Source organism: Empedobacter sp. GD03865, from assembly GCF_029840775.1.
Taxonomy (GTDB): Bacteria; Bacteroidota; Bacteroidia; order Flavobacteriales; family Weeksellaceae; genus Empedobacter; species Empedobacter falsenii_B.
In genome coordinates this window covers 20,945-38,687 of the sequence record NZ_JAOCDF010000018.1, presented here as the reverse complement: position 1 = coordinate 38,687, position 17,743 = coordinate 20,945, and the positions used below count along the sequence as shown (strand labels likewise).

Sequence of the window (17,743 nt, the reverse complement as noted above, 5' to 3'; positions counted from 1 at the left end):
AAAAATAGAATGAAAATGAAGAATTTAAAGATAGTTTTAGGCGTTTCAATATTAAGTGTTTTTGTATTAACATCTTGTCAAAATAAAAAAGAAGAACCAACAGTTACTGCTCACGAAGAACAGATGTCAGATATGATGCAACCTTCGCAAACAATGGCTTACAATGTTGGAGATAAGGTTCCGAATAAACAAGTTTGTATGGTAAATAATGCGTATATGGGCAAAGATCAGTTCGAAGTTCCTTATGATGGAAAAACGTATTATGGATGTTGTAATATGTGTGTGGAACGTATTCCGAATGATGAAACTGCACGGAAAGCAACGGATCCTTTTACAGGAAAGGAAATTGATAAAGCGAATGCATATATCGTTTTGAAAGATCAGCAAGGAAATGTTGATTATTTCGAAAACGAGGAGAATTATAAGAAGTTTAGTCAATTATAATATAATCATTCACATGAGGAAATTACTTTGTTTATTTATTGTTCCATCAGCGATTGCTTTGCATGCGCAAAAACGTGTGGAATACGATTTATATGTACGTGATACCATTGTTAATTTTTCTGGAAAAGAGAAAAGAGCAATCTCAGTAAATGGTCAAATTCCGATGCCTACTTTAGAGTTTACGGAAGGCGATACAGCGGTAATTCGAGTACATAATAAATTGAATGAAGATACTTCGTTGCATTGGCACGGCGTGTGGTTGCCGAATAAGGAAGATGGAGTTCCGATGTTGACGCAGATGGGAATCAAACCTGGTGAAACGTACACGTATTCATTTCCGATTATTCAGAACGGAACGCATTGGTACCACAGTCATTCGGGGTATCAAGAACAAATCGGGATGTACGGTTCGATGATTTTGAAGAAACGCGAAAATGATCCTACGTTCCGAAAAGGAATTGATGATTTACCTACAATTCCTGTGATGTTGAGCGAATGGACAGATCTTAATCCAAAAAATATTCAACGAATGTTGCACAATGCAAACGATTGGGCGGGAATCAAAAAAGGTTCTACGCAAAGTTATGCTGAAGCAATTCGTGAAGGTCATTTCAAAACAAAAATTACCAACGAATGGAAACGTATGCTGGCAATGGATGTAAGCGATGTTTATTACGAAAAATTCTTGATAAATGCGCAGAATGAAAGTCAACTGAAACAATTCAAAGCTGGTGATAAAGTACGTTTACGAATTTCGAACGGTGGTGCATCCACTTATTTTTGGTTGCGTTATGCAGGTGGCAAAATTACGGTTGTAGCAAATGATGGAAATGACGTAGAACCTTTAGAAGTTGATCGTTTGATTATTGGTGTTTCCGAAACCTATGATGTTGTAGTTACAGTTCCTGAAGGTGGTTTATCGTATGAATTTCAGGCTACTTCTGAAGACAGAACGGGTTCGGCTTCGTTGTTCATTGGTGATGGAAAGAAACAATTGATGGAACCACTTCCAAAATTGAAGTATTTTGAAGGAATGAAGATGATGAACGACATGATGAATATGAACGGAACAATGAACGATATGGGAATGAAAATGAGCTTACAGCAAATGGACATGAACACCGTGATGTATCCTGAAATTTCTGGCGAAGCGAAAAAGAAATCCAAAAAATCAAAGAAAGATTCTGTTGAAAATCATTCAGAAATGGTTGAAATGGATCATTCTTCGCACGGAAATACATCCTCAAACATTACCACTTTAAATTACGGAATGCTAAAATCACCTGAAAACACAACACTTCCGAAAGATGCTCCAATAAAAGAAATGCGTTTCGAATTAACAGGAAATATGAATCGTTATGTGTGGAGTATGGATAACAAAGTGTTTTCGGAATCGGATAAAATTCCAGTCAAAAAAGGTGAGATTCTGCGTATTACCTTATATAACAATTCGATGATGCGTCACCCAATGCATTTACATGGTTTCGATTTTCGTGTCATTAATAAAAATGGTGAATATTCTCCGCTGAAAAACGTGTTGGATATTATGCCGATGGAAACAAATGTCATCGAATTTGAGGCAAATACAGAAGGTGATTGGTTTTTCCATTGTCATATTTTGTATCACATGATGGGCGGAATGAATCGCGTTTTTGAGGTTGGAGATTATCAAAATCCTAATTTACCAAATAAAAAACATGCTTATAAAATGTTGCAAATGGAAAGTAATATGAAGCATGTTATGGTAGAAAATGATTTCGCTACAAATGGTTTAGATGGTATGTTGATGGTGCAAGATGCACGTTGGGCTTTTACTTCGGAGTGGGGAATTGGTTACAAACCAGAACACGGTTATGAAGTAGAAACACATTTGGGACGTTTTATTGATCGAAATCAATGGTTTCAAGTTTTTGTAGGTTTTGATTGGAATCAACACAAAATGTTAACAGACCACGGAATTGTAGAAAAGAATATTTTTGGTCAAAAAACAGATAGAAACAAAGGATTATTCAGTGCTGGTTTTGTGTATAAATTACCAATGTTAATTGATTTTCAGACCGAAATTTATCAAACAGGAAAAGTTCGTTTGCAACTGATGAGAGAGGATATTCCAATTTCAAAACGAGTTCGCGCTGGTTTTATGTGGAATACAGATAAAGAATATATGGGCGAGTTGAGCTATATCTTGAACAGAAATATGCACATCAGAACTCATTACGATAGCGATATGGGATTCGGTGTAGGATTGAGGTTAGTTTATTAGAAATATAAATAGTATAAAACATAAAAAGCTTCGAGAATTTTCTTGAAGCTTTTTTATGTTTTATAATTCTTGAATGATTAATTCATCGCTTTCAGCTCATTTAAAAAATCGACGATATCCTGTCCAGAATAATCTGCCATACCCATTGTTGTATGTGCAATATTTCCTTTCTTGTCCAAAATAACTGTTGTTGGTAACGAACCATTAAAAAACTCAGTAGGAATAGATGAATTTGGATAAACTACAGGCAACGATAAATTTTTACGTTCCATAAATTTTGCTACTTTATCACGTTTTCCTTCTACTTCAACCGTCAAAATAACGATTTCGTTATCATCTTTTACTTTATCATAAAGTTTTTGAATTGATGGCATTTCCGCGATACAAGGCGGACACCAAGTTGCCCAAAAATTCATGAATACAACTTTACCTTTCAAATCTTCCATATTGATTGCTTTTCCGTCAGCATACACCATTTCGAATGTATAATTTGCTTTAGATTTTGGTTGAGTTGTTGGTTCAACTTTTTCTAATTTCGGTTCAAATAAGCCTAATTTCATTAAACCTTGTTGCATCATTGCTTTTGCTTCTGGCACAAAAAGTAAGACCAAAGCCAGCGCACCTATGATAATTGTTGAATAATTTCTTTTTAACATTGCTATAAATTTGTTATTGTTTGTTCCCATTGTAATCCGCTTATATCGGTTAAAACTACTTTGTGAATTTTGTCTGAAATATCAAAATTCAGATTTGCTTTCGCTCCCAAAGGTAACACCAAACTGTGTTTGTTCGGTGTAACTTTTGCTACATAATAATTCGAAATTTGTTGTTTGTCCAAATTAGATAACTCTTTCATATCCAAACTTTCAATTATTTCATTTTGATGATTATGAAAATCAATTTGGATTAAAAAAGAGCCATAAACATCCGCGCCTTCTATTCGCATTACATCAAATGAAACCTTGTTTTGATATTGTTTCAAATTAGATATTTCTACTTTTGGTTTGACAGATTTATTGTGCAAAGTCCCGTAAACTCCACCATGAAAAACCTGATTTGTAAACAAAGTAACGAATAAAATAAAAAAACTAAGACCTACAAAATAAGGTCTATACTTTTTGATTGAAATTGAATTCCAATTATTTTCTTGTTGAATAAATTGATTTTTATTGAAAAAATAATCCAACGAAATTTTTCCAGAACCAGCCTGAAATAGCGTAAAACCTCCAGCTAATCCTAAAACACCAATTTGCCATTCATCCAGACAAGTTGTACCAATCCAGCCCGAACCAAGTAAAATTCCCATTGCCAAAAAGAAAACGGCAATACTCATGATTCGTGTTTTGTAACCAAGCATTAAGAGTAAGCCTACAACGCCTTCTACAATGGTGAAAATCCACATGTTCCAAAGTAAGGCTTCAGGATTTTCGACTAAATATTGAATAAGTGGTTTGATGAAAAGGGCATTTGGTAAAAAATGATTGAATTTTTCGCCAATATAACCCGCAGCTTCTGGATCGAGTTTATTTTCTAAAATTAAACGCCTCCAAAAGGCAGAAAAGTACGTCCAACCAATGACTAAACGTAACGCCAATACAGCATTACCCATTGATAAAACAGATTTATTTTGCATGAATTTTTATATAAGTGATTGAATATTGTTGTCTAAATTAATTGTGAAAAATTAAGATATCAACGAATATTTCAATTGCTTATACAACAGATAAAAAGGTATTTTTGGTGATTGAATTTCATTCGAATCAATATCTTCTTCAATTAATGAAGAACGTGCTAACCCAATGAAATGAATCGGTGAATTTGGTAAATCGAAATTCGGAACATCAAGATTCTTTGTTGATTTTTTAATAGTTTCAAACTTAACAACAGAACATGAATTCGAATGATTTTGATTGATTTTGACTTGAGAAGTTTTTGTTTGATGAACATTTTCTACTTCCAAAATCGTATGAATAGAAGCTTTGATGCTACATGGCGTAAGTAGCACAAAAATCGAAGAGATAATTAAAATGAAACTTCTAAAATTCATGAAACGAAACTAATCATTAATTTTCAATAAAAACCAATTCACAATTAAACTTTAAGAAATTATTAGAATTTCTATCTTTGTCTTGATGAAAGAAAAACTACTATTTTTTGTTTTAATAATTCTAACACTTTTACTTTTCGTTTTGAGTTTAAGTGTTGGAAAAGTCTCGATTTCTTTCACCGAAATTTTTAATGTATTTTCTGGTCATTCAGACGAAATGTTGCATAATCTTGTCCTTAATTTTCGTTTACCAAAATCATTAACTGCTTTATTGGTTGGTATTTCGTTGCCAATTTCAGGTTTTTTAATGCAAGAATTATTTAAAAATCCGTTGGCAGAACCTTCTGTTTTGGGAATAACTTCGATGGCAAGTTTAGGTGTTGCGATTGTGATTTTTCTTTTTTCGATGATAGGTTTAGAAGAATTTCTTAACAATCCTTGGATTACAATTATTGCTTCATTTTTAGGCGCAATTGTCGCGTTGTTTTTGGTTATTTCATTATCATTTCGTGTTAAATCATCTGTATCTTTGGTGATTATCGGATTTATGGTTGCAGGTTTAGCAGGTGCATTAATTGGCATGATGCAATATTTTGCTCCTTCCGATAAAATAAAAACGTATTTAGTTTGGGGATTTGGCTCATTGAGCGGTTTGTCGTGGGAACAATTAGGCGTTTTTGGTTTATTTGTTTTGTGTGGAATTATCGTTTCCTTATTTACTTTGCGAGGAATTACAGCTCTTTTATTGGGAGAAAAATATGCACAATCTTTAGGAATTAATATCAAAAAATTACGTTTTACGATTTTAGTTTCAACAGCTTTATTAACTGCTTCAGCTACGGCTTTTGCAGGACCAATTAGCTTTATAGGATTGGCAGTTCCACATATTTGCAGAACATTGTTACGAACAGGTGATATGAAAATTTTATACCGATGGATTTTCGTTTCAGGAATATTTTTTATGTTATTATTTTCGATTTTGACAGAAGTTTTTCCGTTTGGAACATTACCAATTAATATTATTACAGCATTATTTGGAGCGCCGATTGTCATTAGTATTTTGTTGAATAATAAAAATGAAGTGCGATGAAAAATACCGTTTTGAAATTAGAAAATGTTTCAGTTGGATATGGTTCAAAAGAAATTGTTTCGGCTATAAATGCGACTATAAATTCGAATGAATTAGTTGCTGTTTTAGGAAAAAATGGAGCAGGAAAATCAACATTGATTAATTCTATTTTAGGTTTTCAGAAAACATTGAATGGAGAAATTTATTTAGAAAATAAGCCAATCAAAAAATTATCTTCTCAAGAAATTGCACAGCAAATAGCAGTTGTTTTACCACGTTTGTCGATTGTTCCAAAAATCAAAGTTTCGGAATTGGTTGCCATGGGACGTTTGCCTTATCACAAGGTTTTGAAAAAGATTTCTAACGAAGAACAAAACTTAATTGATGAGGTTTTAGAATTGGTTGGAATTACAAATTTAGCAAATCAATTTGCGAATGAAATCAGTGAAGGTCAATTACAATTGGTGATGATTGCACGTGCATTATGTCAAGATGCTAAATTGGTAATTTTGGATGAGCCTACTTCTAATTTAGATTTAGCGAATCAATATCGAATTTTCAATTTATTGACTGAATTAAAATTAAAAACAGATAAATCATTTCTAATGATCACACACGAAGTTGATTTTGCTTTAGAGAAAGCAGATAAAATTTGGTGGATTGAAAATGGAAACCTTTTCGAAAATATTTCAGAACAAATGGCTTTTGAGCATCAAATTATTCAGAAGTTATCCAATCAAAATCTGATATATGATGAAAAAAATAATCGCTTTTCGACACAAAAATCATTTTCTAAAACGATTGGTGTAAAAGGAAATTCGGAATTGGCTTTTTGGGTAAAAAATGCCTTAATTCGTAATGGAATTTCTGTAGAAAATAATGCGGAAAATCATATTGAAATCACAGAAAATAACATCATCTTTGAAGGAATAAAGTTTGAAACGATAGAAGAAATTGTAAATTTTGTACAACACTATGAAAAATATAATTGTAACGGGAGCGAGTAGAGGAATTGGTTTTGAATTGGCAAAACAACATTTGGAATTAGGAAATCGAGTGTTGACAGTCTCTCGAAATGTAGATAAATTGAAGGAATTAACAGCTTTTGCAAAAGAAAATCAATATCAGTTTATCGGTGTTGATTTGGCTAATTTTGATGAGATTTCAGATGTTTTGAAAGCTGTGGAATCTTGGAATAAAGTAGATGTTTTGTACAATAATGCGGGAGTTTGTATCAACAAACCATTTATAGAAATGCAACAAGAGGATTTGTTAACTTCTTGGCAGATTAATTTTATGGCACCTTATCGCTTGATACAAGTTTTGATGCCAAAATTTGATACATCTTCTCATGTAGTTAATATTTCGACAATGGGAGCTGTACAAGGTTCGGTGAAATTTCCTGGTTTGTCTGTTTATTCGTCTTCAAAATCTGCAACGGTTAATTTGACTGAATTGTTAGCAGAAGAATTAAATGAACTTGGTCCAAGAATAAACGCAGTAGCGTTAGGAGCGGTGCAAACAGAAATGTTAGAAGAAGCGTTTCCGGGATATATTGCGCCTTTGCAACCAGATGAAATGGCCGAATATTTGGTCGATTTTGGATTGAATGGTTGGAAATATTTCAACGGAAAAATTCAACAAGCTTCTATTTCTACTCCTTAGGAAAAATAGAATTTAGATAAATAATAAAATCCAACTTTGTGAAGAGTTGGATTTTTTTAATGCTATTTATTTAAAATTAATTGTAACTAAAAAATAATGTGGAATTTTGAAATGTTCGCCCAATTTTTCTGGTGCAATATCTGATTGAGCAACTTCACAATATGAACCTGAACCATCTGGATGAATTGTTGGAGTGAGAATAGTAAATATTGCATTTTTCTTATTTGGATTGATTGTTATTTCTTTTTTCTCTCCAAAAAAATCTTTTAAAGCATATTTATCTGAATCATTCATAAGAATGAAATAAGATTTTTTTGTTCCAAAAAGATCGCTTCTAATATATGTTTTAAGTTTTCCATCACTCATTTTGAAAAAGAATTTTAATGATAATGAATTTGAATTAATCTTGAAATAATCAGATTCTGAAGAGTCAAAAAGTAACTTTTTAGTAGTAAATTTTCCATTTTTATATTCTTCAAGATTAATTTGATAATTTTTTCCGTTTAGTAAATCTCCCTCAAAATTTAAAGTTTCGATATAAATATTTTCAAAATCAGTGATATCTTGAATTTCACCATTATCGCTTCCGTATTTATAAGTCATTTTTATTGTATTTTGACTGAATGCAAAATTTGAAATTAAGAATAAAGAGAAAGTAAATTTTAATAGTTGCTTCATTTTTATAGTTTTAATAATATACTATAAATGACGCAAAAAATAAATGAATGTTGCATTTATCTAAAAAAATAGATTGAAGTGCTTGAATAATAGATCTAATTCGATTCAAAAACTCGTTTTCTAAAAATATACATCAATGGAAAACTGCGTAAAAACATCCAAATTCCAAATGCAATCCAAATTCCATAAATATTTAAACCAAAGTAATCTGCAAGATAAATGGTTGGTAGAAATCCAAGAAATGTTGCGATAATTAAGTTGTTTCGCAAGAGTTTTGCATCGCCCATTCCCTTGAAAAATCCATCAAAAATATAAGCCAATGTGTTGATTGGTTGCATCAGTAAAACCATCCAAAATACAGAATTGAAAATGATCAAAACATTTGGATCTTGATTGAAAATTTGCCCAATTTGATTATAAAAAATGAAACAAATCGCAATTAAAATACACGCAATTAAAACTGAATATTTGGAAATATCTTTGCTTAAAATCCAAAGTTTAGGATAGTTTCGTTCGCCTTGTAAACGACCTGCCATCGCGTTTCCAGCACCTGCATATCCGTCAATAAAGAATGAAAAGAACAACCAAATATTCATCAAAATACTTTGCGCGGCGATATAATTTTTTCCGTAATCGGTGGCGTAAGAATTCGCAAGAAAAAATGTAACATTCAACGAAGCTGTTCGTAAAATAAAATTAAAACTTAAGTTGACATATTTCTTAAAAAGTGGATGAATGGTTTTTCCTGGATTTAATCCAAATGAAGTTTTCGTGAAATAGTAGTAAAACGCCATAATTACCATAATCAATTGTGCAATCAAACTCGCATAAGCAGCGCCTTTGATATGATAAGCAGGAATTATCCCATTTACTCCAAAGATTAGAATATAGTCTAAAAAGACATGAACAAATGCAGCTGTTAAACTACATTTCATTGCCCAAACGGTGTTTTGCATTCCTCTAAATGCTCCAAAAAGAGTCAATGAAATAAGTGTTAATGGAAAACCAAATGCTCTGATTTTGTAATAATCAACCGAAAATTGAAGAACCAAATCTTTTGCATTGTACAATTCGAATAGATTTTGTGCAAAAAAATACGTTGGGACAAAAATAAGTAAACTCAAAAATAGATTGAAATATAAAGCTTGTGGAACTAAAGTTTTGAGACTATCCAATTTATTTGCACCAAAACTTTGCGAAACCAAAGACGAAATAGAGGTTTTGGTTTGGGCAACAATCCAGATAATTCCTGAAAGAAAAGAACCAACTAAACCAGTCGCAGCAAGTGCTTCAACCGAATATTCTTTTACATTACCCACCATCGCAATATCGGTTAAGGTAATAAGAGATTCGGCAATTCCCGAAAAAATAGCAGGAATAGCTAATTGATTAATTTGTTTGAACGTAATTCTATCCGAAACCAAACTCATTTCGAAGAATTATTTTTTTACGCGTTTGTAAGGCGGTTTGTTTTTGATGATTTGACTCAACATAAATAAGGTAGTTCCGACCAATGTGAAATAACCTAAAAGTGGTAAGCCAGGAATGTGATAATCGTTGTATTTGAACATGAAAATACATGCTAAATATCCAGCGAAAATCAAATAATAAATTACTTTTTTGAATGATCCGTATGTAAATTTTCCTCGAATATATTCAATCAAATTCAACAGAATTAAAAAGAAATAAAAACCGAAAAAGATGTAGCGCAATGGATTAATCGGACGATCGGTTGTTCTTATATTCACCATTAAATTGTAATTGTAAACACCGTTATAAATTAATAACAATAAGATAAGAACGATAATGATACGAAGTATTTTCATAAAGTATTTTTGCACTAAAAAAGCTGTCGAAACAGCTTTTTGATTTTATTTTACAGGTTTGAAATCTAATGAAAGTGAATTCACACAATAACGTAAACCAGTTTCTGTAGGTCCGTCATCAAAAACGTGTCCTAAGTGGCTTCCACAATTTCCGCAAAGAATTTCTGTTCTCTTCATTCCGTGCGAAGTGTCTACGCGTTCTACGATTTTACCTTCTTTAATTTCTTTGTCGAAACTTGGCCAACCACAATGTCCATCAAATTTAGAAGAAGAAGAAAACAATTCTTCTCCACACGCATTACACGTGTAAATTCCGTTCTCGAAATGCATGTTAAATTTTCCTGTAAAAGGACGTTCTGTTCCAGCTTCTCTTAAAACATAATACTCTTCAGAAGAAAGTTCTTTTTTCCATTCTTCGTCTGATTTATTGATATTGAATTCAGGTTTTTCGTTCATCGTAACGGTGTTTGAAGGTTGTTCTACTTTAGCATCTTCTTTCTTGTGTTGAGATGTACAATAAACCATAAGGCTTAATATTAATCCAACAACAAAAAAAGAAGTATATTTTTTTAGGCAATCCATTGATTATATTTTTCAAAAGCTTGTCTGATTTCTTCTTCAGTACAAACTACATCATAACGACAATTTCCAATCTTGTTGATCAAACTAAAGTTGATTGAATTGTTTTGATTTTTTTTGTCGTGTTTCATCCATTCCATTAAGTTCGGAAAAATTTTCATATCAATTGTATTTAATGCATACATTGACGAAAAACTTTCGCAAACTTCTTCTACATCAGATTTAGAAATTAATTCTTGATCATAACTAAGGAACGTTTCAATAATCATTCCGATTACAATTGCTTCACCATGTAAAAGTGGAAAATCAGTTTCTAAGGATTCACTTTCGATAGCATGACCAATTGTATGACCGAAATTTAAAATTTTGCGTTCACCTTTTTCATACGGATCATTGTCAACTACATTTTCTTTGATATGAATAGAATCCATGATAAAAGGGGCCAAAGCTTCGGCATCGTGCGAAGGTAATTGCACCAAATTATCCCAATGGTCACGGTTTTTTATTAAGCCATGCTTCAACATTTCTGCCAAACCAGATTTTACTTGACGTTGTTCTAATGTCAACAAAAATTTGGGATCAACTAACACCATTTCTGGTTGTGTAAATGTCCCAATCATGTTTTTCATTCCTTCCAAATCAATTCCATTTTTTCCGCCAGCAGAAGCATCGACTTGCGATAATAACGTAGTTGGAATGTTAATAAATTTGATTCCACGCTTGAAAGTAGAAGCCATAAAACCTCCCATATCCGTTAAAACTCCACCACCAACATTAATAACTAATGAATGACGGTCTGCACCCAATTCGCTTAATGCTAACCAAAGATTGGTTACAGTATCGATGTTTTTATTTTCTTCTCCAGAGTCAATTTCAAGGATTTCATAAGCAGAAATATTGTCCAAATCGGCTAATAATAGCGGTAAACAATGCACATGAGTGTTCTCATCTACCAAAAAGAAGATAGAAGAAAAAGTGTTATTTGCAAGGTAATCGTCTAATATATATGCGATTGAACCAAAATGAATCGGAGCTGATTTCAAAATGAAAAATGTTTTTAAAATGTGCCTAAAATTACGACGACCTTTTTACATCAACCAAATATTTTGAATGATTTATTTTAGGATGGCTGTCGGTAGAATCTATATTGATATTATCGACTTATAAAATAATTATTTTTAAATTTGCACAAATTCATAGATCAATGAACATAGTTCTTTTTGATGGCGAAGAATGGGAAGATTTTTTGCCCCTAACATTTACAAGACCTGTAGCTGCCCTAAGAATGGGTATATTGAGTTTTGCAGAACGTTGGGAAAAAATACTAAATACAGAGGTTTCTTATCAAACTAAACCTTATTTGCAAGAAAAATTTCCTGCTAAATTAGAAACCGAAAATACATTTATCAACCCAACTTTTTTTCCGAATGAAAAATTAATTGAAGCGATAAAGAATTTAAAACCAAACCAAACCCTAATTTTTGACAATCAACTTGTAGCAGTTAAATCAACTGAAGAAACTCCAAAAATCACATCAGATATTATTCAATTTGAAGATGAAGTAATTCATCTACAACATTCTTGGGATCTGTTTACTTACAATTTCCAGGCAATTGAATTTGATTTTGATTTGGTGACAAAAGGAAGAACTTCTCAATCAATATCTACAACCAACCAAGTTTTAGCTCCTGAAAAAATATTTATTGAAGAAGGTGCGAAAGTTGAATTTTCTATTTTGAATGCATCAGAAGGTCCAATTTATATTGGAAAAGATGCCGAAATTATGGAAGGTTCTATGATTCGTGGCGGATTAGCTTTATGCGAGCATGCAAAAATAAATATGGGTGCAAAAATATATGCTGGTTGTACGATTGGTCCTTTTTGTAAAGTTGGTGGTGAATTAAATAATTCAATCCTAATAGCATATTCAAATAAAGGACATGATGGGTTTTTAGGGAATTCTGTAATTGGAGAATGGTGCAATTTAGGCGCGGATACAAATAACTCAAACTTGAAAAATAATTATGCAGAAGTAAAGTTATGGAGTTATAACCAAAAAAGATTTGTAAAAACAGGTTTGCAATTTTGTGGTTTAATAATGGGCGATTATGCTAAATCTGCAATCAATACACAATTTAATACTGGTACAGTTGTTGGAGTTTGTGCGAACGTTTTTCAATCAGGTTTTCCACCAAATATGATTAAACATTATAGTTGGGGTGGACAATCAGACGCTCCTGTTTTTAATTTTGATAAAGCTTGTGAAGCTGCAGAAAAAATGATGGAAAGAAGAAAAATTGCTTTTACACTTGCTGATAAAAGAATTTTAGAACATATTTTTAATTTAAATAATAACTAATTTAATAACGAGTAAATCATAAGAATTTAAGTTTAAAATTGTAATATGATTAATTTTACGTGTTAATCTTTTAACAATTAATTAAAAAATCCTTAATTTTGCTTTTTGTTAGAAAAGAATATTTGTGAAATGACTGGTAAATATAAAAACGTTTTAGAGTTAATTGGAGATACTCCATTAGTTCAGTTAAACAGAATTAACCAAGACATTCCAGGCGAAGTTTATGCAAAGTTAGAATGTTACAATCCTGGACATTCAACAAAAGACAGAATAGCTTTACATATTATAGAAGAGGCTGAAAAAAATGGTCTATTAAAACCTGGTGCTACGATTGTAGAAACAACTTCAGGTAACACTGGATTTGCTGTAGCTATGGTGGCTATCGTAAAAGGGTACAAATGTATCTTAGCGGTATCGGATAAAACAAAGGCAGAAAAGATTTCATTCTTGAAAGCGATGGGAGCAAAAGTATTTTTGTGCCCTGCGAATGTACCTGCTGATGATCCAAGATCATATTACGAAGTAGCAAAACGTATTGCTGCGGAAACGCCAAATTCTCTTTATATTAATCAATATTTTAATCAAGGGAATACAGAAGCTCACTATTTAACAACAGGTCCTGAAATCTGGAATCAAACAGAGGGTAAAATTACTCACCTAATCGGTTGTACAGGTACAGGAGGAACTTTGACAGGTAGTGCACGTTATATAAAAGAGCAAAACCCAGATGTGAAAATCATCGGAGTTGATGCTTATGGATCAATATTGAAAGGTTATCACGAAACTGGAAAAATTGATCAGAATGATATCTATCCTTACAGAATCGAAGGAATGGGAAAAAATTTAGTTCCTGGAGCTTTAGATTTTGAAATGGTTGATTCTTTTATCAAAGTGACAGACGAAGAAGCTGCTTATCGTACAAGAGAAATTGCTTTGAAAGAAGGAATTATGGCAGGATATACTTCTGGTGCTGCAACACAAGCATATAAACAATTGGCTGAAGCTGGAGAATTTGACGAAAATTCTTTAGTTGTAATTTTGTATCCAGACCATGGTTCGCGCTATATGACAAAAGTTTTTAGTGATGATTGGATGGCAGAGCAAGGCTTTACAAATAGCAGACTCAATGGTTTAGAAGCTCGAGCAACAGTCGAAAGAATTAAATAATACGTATATTTGTAAAAATTAAATATTTAAAGTAGGTAGTGTTCGTTCACTTTCTACTTTTTTTCAATTAATAAAAAATTAAACTATAATAAAATGGACATTTTTGAACGTTTAAAACAGAACCCTGGACCATTAGGTCAATTCGCTGATTATGGTGAAGGTTATTATGTTTTTCCACAGTTAAAAGGAGAAATTGGACCCGTAATGGAATTCCAAGGTAAAAAAGTAATTACTTGGTCAATCAATAACTATTTAGGTTTAGCTAACCATCCAGAAGTTCGTAAAGCTGATGCTGATGCGGCAGCTGAATATGGTATGGCTTATCCAATGGGAGCTCGCGCAATGTCTGGACAAACAGATTTTCACGCACAATTAGAGCAAGAATTGGCTGATTTTGTTCAAAAAGAGTCTGCTTATTTAATGAATTTTGGATACCAAGGAATGGTATCTACAATTGATGCTTTAGTATCTAAAAATGATGTAATCGTTTATGATGCTGAATGTCATGCTTGTATTGTTGATGGAGTTCGTTTACACTTTGGTAAACGTTTTATTTATCAACACAATAATATCGAGAGTTTCGAAAAAACAATTATTCGTGCACGTAAATTAGCTGACAAACAAGGCGGTGGAATTTTAGTGATTACAGAAGGTGTTTTCGGAATGACAGGTAAACAAGGAATCTTGAAAGAGATTGCAGCTTACAAAGACGAATACAAATTTCGTTTATTGGTAGACGATGCACATGGTTTTGGTACTTTAGGTAAAACTGGAGCTGGAGCTGGAGAGGAGCAAGGTTGTCAAGATAAGATTGATATCTATTTCTCAACTTTCGCAAAATCTATGGCAGGTTTCGGAGCATTTATCGCTGGTAACAAAGATATTATCCGTATTTTAAAATATAATTTACGTTCTCAAATTTTCGCTAAATCATTGACAATGCCAATGGTAATCGGAGGTTTAAAACGTCTTGAATTGTTACGTTCTCAACCAGAACTTAAAGATAAGTTATGGCACAATGTAGAAAAAATTCAGAAAGGATTAGAAGAAAGAGGATTTGATATTGGAGGTTCTAACACGTGTGTTACACCAATCGTATTGAATGGTTCTCCTATCGAAGCGACTGTATTAGCGAAAGAAATGCGTGAAGAATATGGTATTTTCGTTTCTGTAGTAGTTTATCCAGTTATTCCAAAAGGAATGATTATTTTCCGTATTATCCCAACTGCTGCTCACGAAGACGAGCACATTGAGTATACGTTAAACTCATTTGCTGAGATTAAAGATAAATTAGCTGACGGATATTACAAACGCAAAGCAGAAGAATTGAATGTTGATTTTGTTCAATACTAAAATAAATATTCAATCAAATAATAGAAAAACCCTAAACTGAATAAGTTTAGGGTTTTTTGTTTGTATTCTGTTCAAAAGTTAAGTAATTATTCCCTTCTTTCCACATTTGATTTACTATATTTGTTTACAAATTAAACACACAAACACACAACAATTTTAATTATGAAAATTCACAATTTTAGTGCAGGACCATGCATTTTACCACAAGTTGTTTTTGACAAAATGGCTCAAGCTTGTTTAGATTTCAACAATTCAGGAACATCAATCTTAGAAATTTCTCACCGTCGCAAAGATGCGGTAGAAGTAATTGATACAGCAAGAGCGTTGGTAAAAGAATTGATGAATGTTCCAGAAACACATGACGTAGTTTTTATGCAAGGTGGAGCTTCATTGCAATTTCCTACTGTAGCTTACAATTTATTGAAAGAAGGCGGAAAAGCAGCTTATACACAAACAGGAAAATGGGCAGAAAATGCTATCAAAGAAGCGAAGCGTTTCGGAGAAATCGAAGTTATTGCTTCTTCAAAAGATCAAAATTATAGTTATATTCCAAAAGGATATACTGTTCCTTCAGATGTTGATTATTTCCACTGCACATCAAATAATACCATTTTTGGAACACAAATGAAAGAGTTTCCAAATTCTCCAGTTCCAATAGTTTGTGATATGTCTTCGGATATTTTATCTCGCACAATTGATGTTTCTAAATTTGGTGTAATCTATGCTGGAGCCCAAAAAAATATGGGACCTGCAGGTTCTGCTGTTGCAATCGTTCAAAAAGATTTATTAGGTAAAACGGGACGTAATATTCCCGATTATTTAAACTACGAAACACATATCAAAAAAGAATCATCGTTTAATACGTGGCCAGTAATTGCAATTTACGGTGTCATGTTAAATTTACAATGGTTAAAAGAGCAAGGTGGAGTAGAAGCGATTGCAAAAATTAATACTGCAAAAGCAGATGCAATGTATGCTGAAATTGATCGTAACGGATTATTTACAGGAACTGCTGCAACAGAAGATCGTTCTCAAATGAATGCCACTTTTGTCTTAAATAACGAAGATTTCAAAGCTGATTTTGATGCAATGTTAAAAGAAGCTGGAGTTGTTTCTTTGGCTGGTCACCGTGATGTTGGTGGATACCGTGCGTCTATGTACAATGCTTTACCATTAGAATCTGTTCAAGTTTTGGTAGAAGTAATGAAACAATTTGAACAAAAATTTGGTTAATCAGCAGAAATTAGATGCTAGATATTAGTATTGAGAAATATATTATCTAACATCTAAAATCTCACATCTTAATTCTATAATAATAACATGAAAATATTAGCAAACGATGGAATTTCTAAGGCAGGAATAGAAGCTTTAGAAGCAAAAGGTTTCGAAGTAATAACTGCTCACGTAGCACAAGAACAATTAGAAAATTATATCAACGAAAATGGAGTTGAAGTACTTTTAGTGCGTTCTGCGACTAAAGTTCGTCAACCTTTGATTGATGCGACAAATCTTAAAATTATCGGTCGTGGAGGAGTTGGTATGGACAATATCGATGTTGCTTATGCACGCGAAAAAGGAATTCAGGTGATTAATACGCCAGCATCTTCTTCTCAATCTGTAGCAGAATTTGTAATTGCGCATTTGTTTTCTATCGTTCGTAATTTACACCAAGCCAATCGTAATATGCCTTTAGAAGGAGATTCTAACTTCAATGGATTGAAAAAAGCTTACGCAAAAGCAATCGAATTGAGAGGAAAAACAATGGGTGTAATCGGTTTTGGCCGTATCGGTGTAGAAGTGATTCGTGAAGCGATTGGTTTAGGAATGAATATTTTAGTGTATGATAAATTCCCAGCAACACGTGACATTGAATTAGAATTTTTTGATGGTCAAAAATTAACGTTTACCATCACTTCTGTTGATTTTGATGAAGTCATTACAAAAGCAGATTTCATTTCGCTGCATGTTCCAGCACAAGATGGATATATTTTGGGTGAAAAAGAATTTGCAAAAATGAAAGATGGCGTGATTGTAATTAATACGGCTCGTGGTGGAGTAGTTGACGAGCGTGCTTTGGTTGATGCAATTGAAGACGGAAAAGTTGCTGGAGCAGCCTTAGATGTTTTTGAGAATGAGCCAACACCAGAAATGGGCTTGTTGATGAACGAATCTTTGTCATTATCTCCTCATATTGCAGGTTCTACGAATGAAGCGCAGGACAGAATTGGAACTGAATTAGCTTCGCAAATCGTTGAGATTTACGGAAAATAATTTTGAGTTTCATTCTATCTAA

At 32.7% G+C, this 17,743-nt stretch carries 18 protein-coding genes; 10 read left to right on the top strand and 8 right to left on the bottom strand.

All coding sequences use genetic code 11. From position 1 onward, the window contains the following. Positions 1 to 9: 9 nt before the first annotated feature. Complete coding sequence (locus N5D46_RS08265) at positions 10 to 444, top strand: hypothetical protein (protein WP_280035903.1); 435 nt, start codon at positions 10 to 12, stop codon at positions 442 to 444. Between the two features lie 13 nt (positions 445 to 457). Beyond that, the gene (locus N5D46_RS08260; protein ID WP_280035901.1) at positions 458 to 2,707 is read left to right on the top strand and encodes a multicopper oxidase domain-containing protein; all 2,250 of its coding nucleotides are present in this window, start codon (positions 458 to 460) and stop codon (positions 2,705 to 2,707) included. A gap of 77 nt (positions 2,708 to 2,784) precedes the next feature. Here the strand turns inward: N5D46_RS08260 and N5D46_RS08255 are convergent, their stop codons facing one another. The 3 genes from N5D46_RS08255 to N5D46_RS08245 are packed head-to-tail and all read right to left on the bottom strand — an operon-like array spanning position 2,785 to position 4,754. Next, positions 2,785 to 3,363, bottom strand: coding sequence for a TlpA disulfide reductase family protein (locus N5D46_RS08255; protein ID WP_260509587.1), 579 nt, complete (start codon positions 3,361 to 3,363; stop codon positions 2,785 to 2,787). 2 nt (positions 3,364 to 3,365) lie between these two features. Beyond that, positions 3,366 to 4,340 (bottom strand): TQO small subunit DoxD, encoded by a 975-nt coding sequence (locus N5D46_RS08250; RefSeq protein WP_280049714.1) that lies wholly within the window; start codon positions 4,338 to 4,340, stop codon positions 3,366 to 3,368. Between the two features lie 51 nt (positions 4,341 to 4,391). After that, positions 4,392 to 4,754 (bottom strand): hypothetical protein, encoded by a 363-nt coding sequence (locus tag N5D46_RS08245; RefSeq protein WP_125350607.1) that lies wholly within the window; start codon positions 4,752 to 4,754, stop codon positions 4,392 to 4,394. An 85-nt stretch (positions 4,755 to 4,839) separates the two neighbouring features. Here N5D46_RS08245 and N5D46_RS08240 point away from each other — a divergent pair, with 85 nt between their 5' ends. The 3 genes from N5D46_RS08240 to N5D46_RS08230 are packed head-to-tail and all read left to right on the top strand — an operon-like array spanning position 4,840 to position 7,488. Then, positions 4,840 to 5,844: an iron ABC transporter permease gene (locus tag N5D46_RS08240; RefSeq protein WP_280049713.1), complete on the top strand. Its 1,005-nt coding sequence runs from the start codon at positions 4,840 to 4,842 to the stop codon at positions 5,842 to 5,844. Continuing rightward, the gene (locus tag N5D46_RS08235; protein ID WP_280049712.1) at positions 5,841 to 6,830 is read left to right on the top strand and encodes an ABC transporter ATP-binding protein; all 990 of its coding nucleotides are present in this window, start codon (positions 5,841 to 5,843) and stop codon (positions 6,828 to 6,830) included. The genes N5D46_RS08240 and N5D46_RS08235 overlap by 4 nt, the downstream gene beginning before the upstream one ends. Further along, positions 6,799 to 7,488 carry an SDR family NAD(P)-dependent oxidoreductase gene (locus N5D46_RS08230; RefSeq protein WP_114999363.1) on the top strand — a complete coding sequence of 230 codons (690 nt, stop codon included), beginning with the start codon at positions 6,799 to 6,801 and terminating at the stop codon, positions 7,486 to 7,488. Before N5D46_RS08235 ends, N5D46_RS08230 begins: the two co-directional genes overlap by 32 nt. Positions 7,489 to 7,554: 66 nt before the next feature. Here the strand turns inward: N5D46_RS08230 and N5D46_RS08225 are convergent, their stop codons facing one another. From N5D46_RS08225 to aroB, 5 genes are all read right to left on the bottom strand, one after another. Beyond that, positions 7,555 to 8,166, bottom strand: coding sequence for a hypothetical protein (locus tag N5D46_RS08225; protein ID WP_052217996.1), 612 nt, complete (start codon positions 8,164 to 8,166; stop codon positions 7,555 to 7,557). Between the two features lie 95 nt (positions 8,167 to 8,261). Next, positions 8,262 to 9,596, bottom strand: coding sequence for an MATE family efflux transporter (locus N5D46_RS08220; protein WP_280049711.1), 1,335 nt, complete (start codon positions 9,594 to 9,596; stop codon positions 8,262 to 8,264). A gap of 9 nt (positions 9,597 to 9,605) precedes the next feature. Continuing rightward, positions 9,606 to 9,992 carry a hypothetical protein gene (locus N5D46_RS08215; RefSeq protein ID WP_147279964.1) on the bottom strand — a complete coding sequence of 129 codons (387 nt, stop codon included), beginning with the start codon at positions 9,990 to 9,992 and terminating at the stop codon, positions 9,606 to 9,608. Between the two features lie 45 nt (positions 9,993 to 10,037). Next, a complete protein-coding gene (gene msrB, locus N5D46_RS08210; RefSeq protein WP_280049725.1) occupies positions 10,038 to 10,448 on the bottom strand; it encodes a peptide-methionine (R)-S-oxide reductase MsrB in 411 nt (136 codons plus the stop codon). A 113-nt stretch (positions 10,449 to 10,561) separates the two neighbouring features. Next, positions 10,562 to 11,614 carry a 3-dehydroquinate synthase gene (gene aroB / locus N5D46_RS08205; RefSeq protein WP_280049710.1) on the bottom strand — a complete coding sequence of 351 codons (1,053 nt, stop codon included), beginning with the start codon at positions 11,612 to 11,614 and terminating at the stop codon, positions 10,562 to 10,564. Between the two features lie 161 nt (positions 11,615 to 11,775). Between aroB and N5D46_RS08200 the strand changes: the two genes are divergently transcribed. The 5 genes from N5D46_RS08200 to N5D46_RS08180 all read left to right on the top strand — a co-directional run bounded on the left by N5D46_RS08200 (position 11,776) and on the right by N5D46_RS08180 (position 17,721). Next, complete coding sequence (locus N5D46_RS08200; RefSeq protein WP_280049709.1) at positions 11,776 to 12,930, top strand: GlmU family protein; 1,155 nt, start codon at positions 11,776 to 11,778, stop codon at positions 12,928 to 12,930. 129 nt (positions 12,931 to 13,059) lie between these two features. After that, positions 13,060 to 14,097 (top strand): pyridoxal-phosphate dependent enzyme, encoded by a 1,038-nt coding sequence (locus N5D46_RS08195; protein ID WP_038336998.1) that lies wholly within the window; start codon positions 13,060 to 13,062, stop codon positions 14,095 to 14,097. Positions 14,098 to 14,190: 93 nt separating this feature from the next. Further along, on the top strand, positions 14,191 to 15,450 hold the full coding sequence (locus tag N5D46_RS08190; protein WP_280049708.1) for an aminotransferase class I/II-fold pyridoxal phosphate-dependent enzyme: 1,260 nt from the start codon (positions 14,191 to 14,193) through the stop codon (positions 15,448 to 15,450). A 162-nt stretch (positions 15,451 to 15,612) separates the two neighbouring features. Then, entirely contained in the window at positions 15,613 to 16,683 is a 1,071-nt protein-coding gene (serC, locus tag N5D46_RS08185) for a 3-phosphoserine/phosphohydroxythreonine transaminase (protein WP_038337000.1), read from the top strand. An 87-nt stretch (positions 16,684 to 16,770) separates the two neighbouring features. Continuing rightward, positions 16,771 to 17,721, top strand: coding sequence for a D-2-hydroxyacid dehydrogenase (locus N5D46_RS08180; protein ID WP_114999386.1), 951 nt, complete (start codon positions 16,771 to 16,773; stop codon positions 17,719 to 17,721). Positions 17,722 to 17,743: the final 22 nt, after the last annotated feature.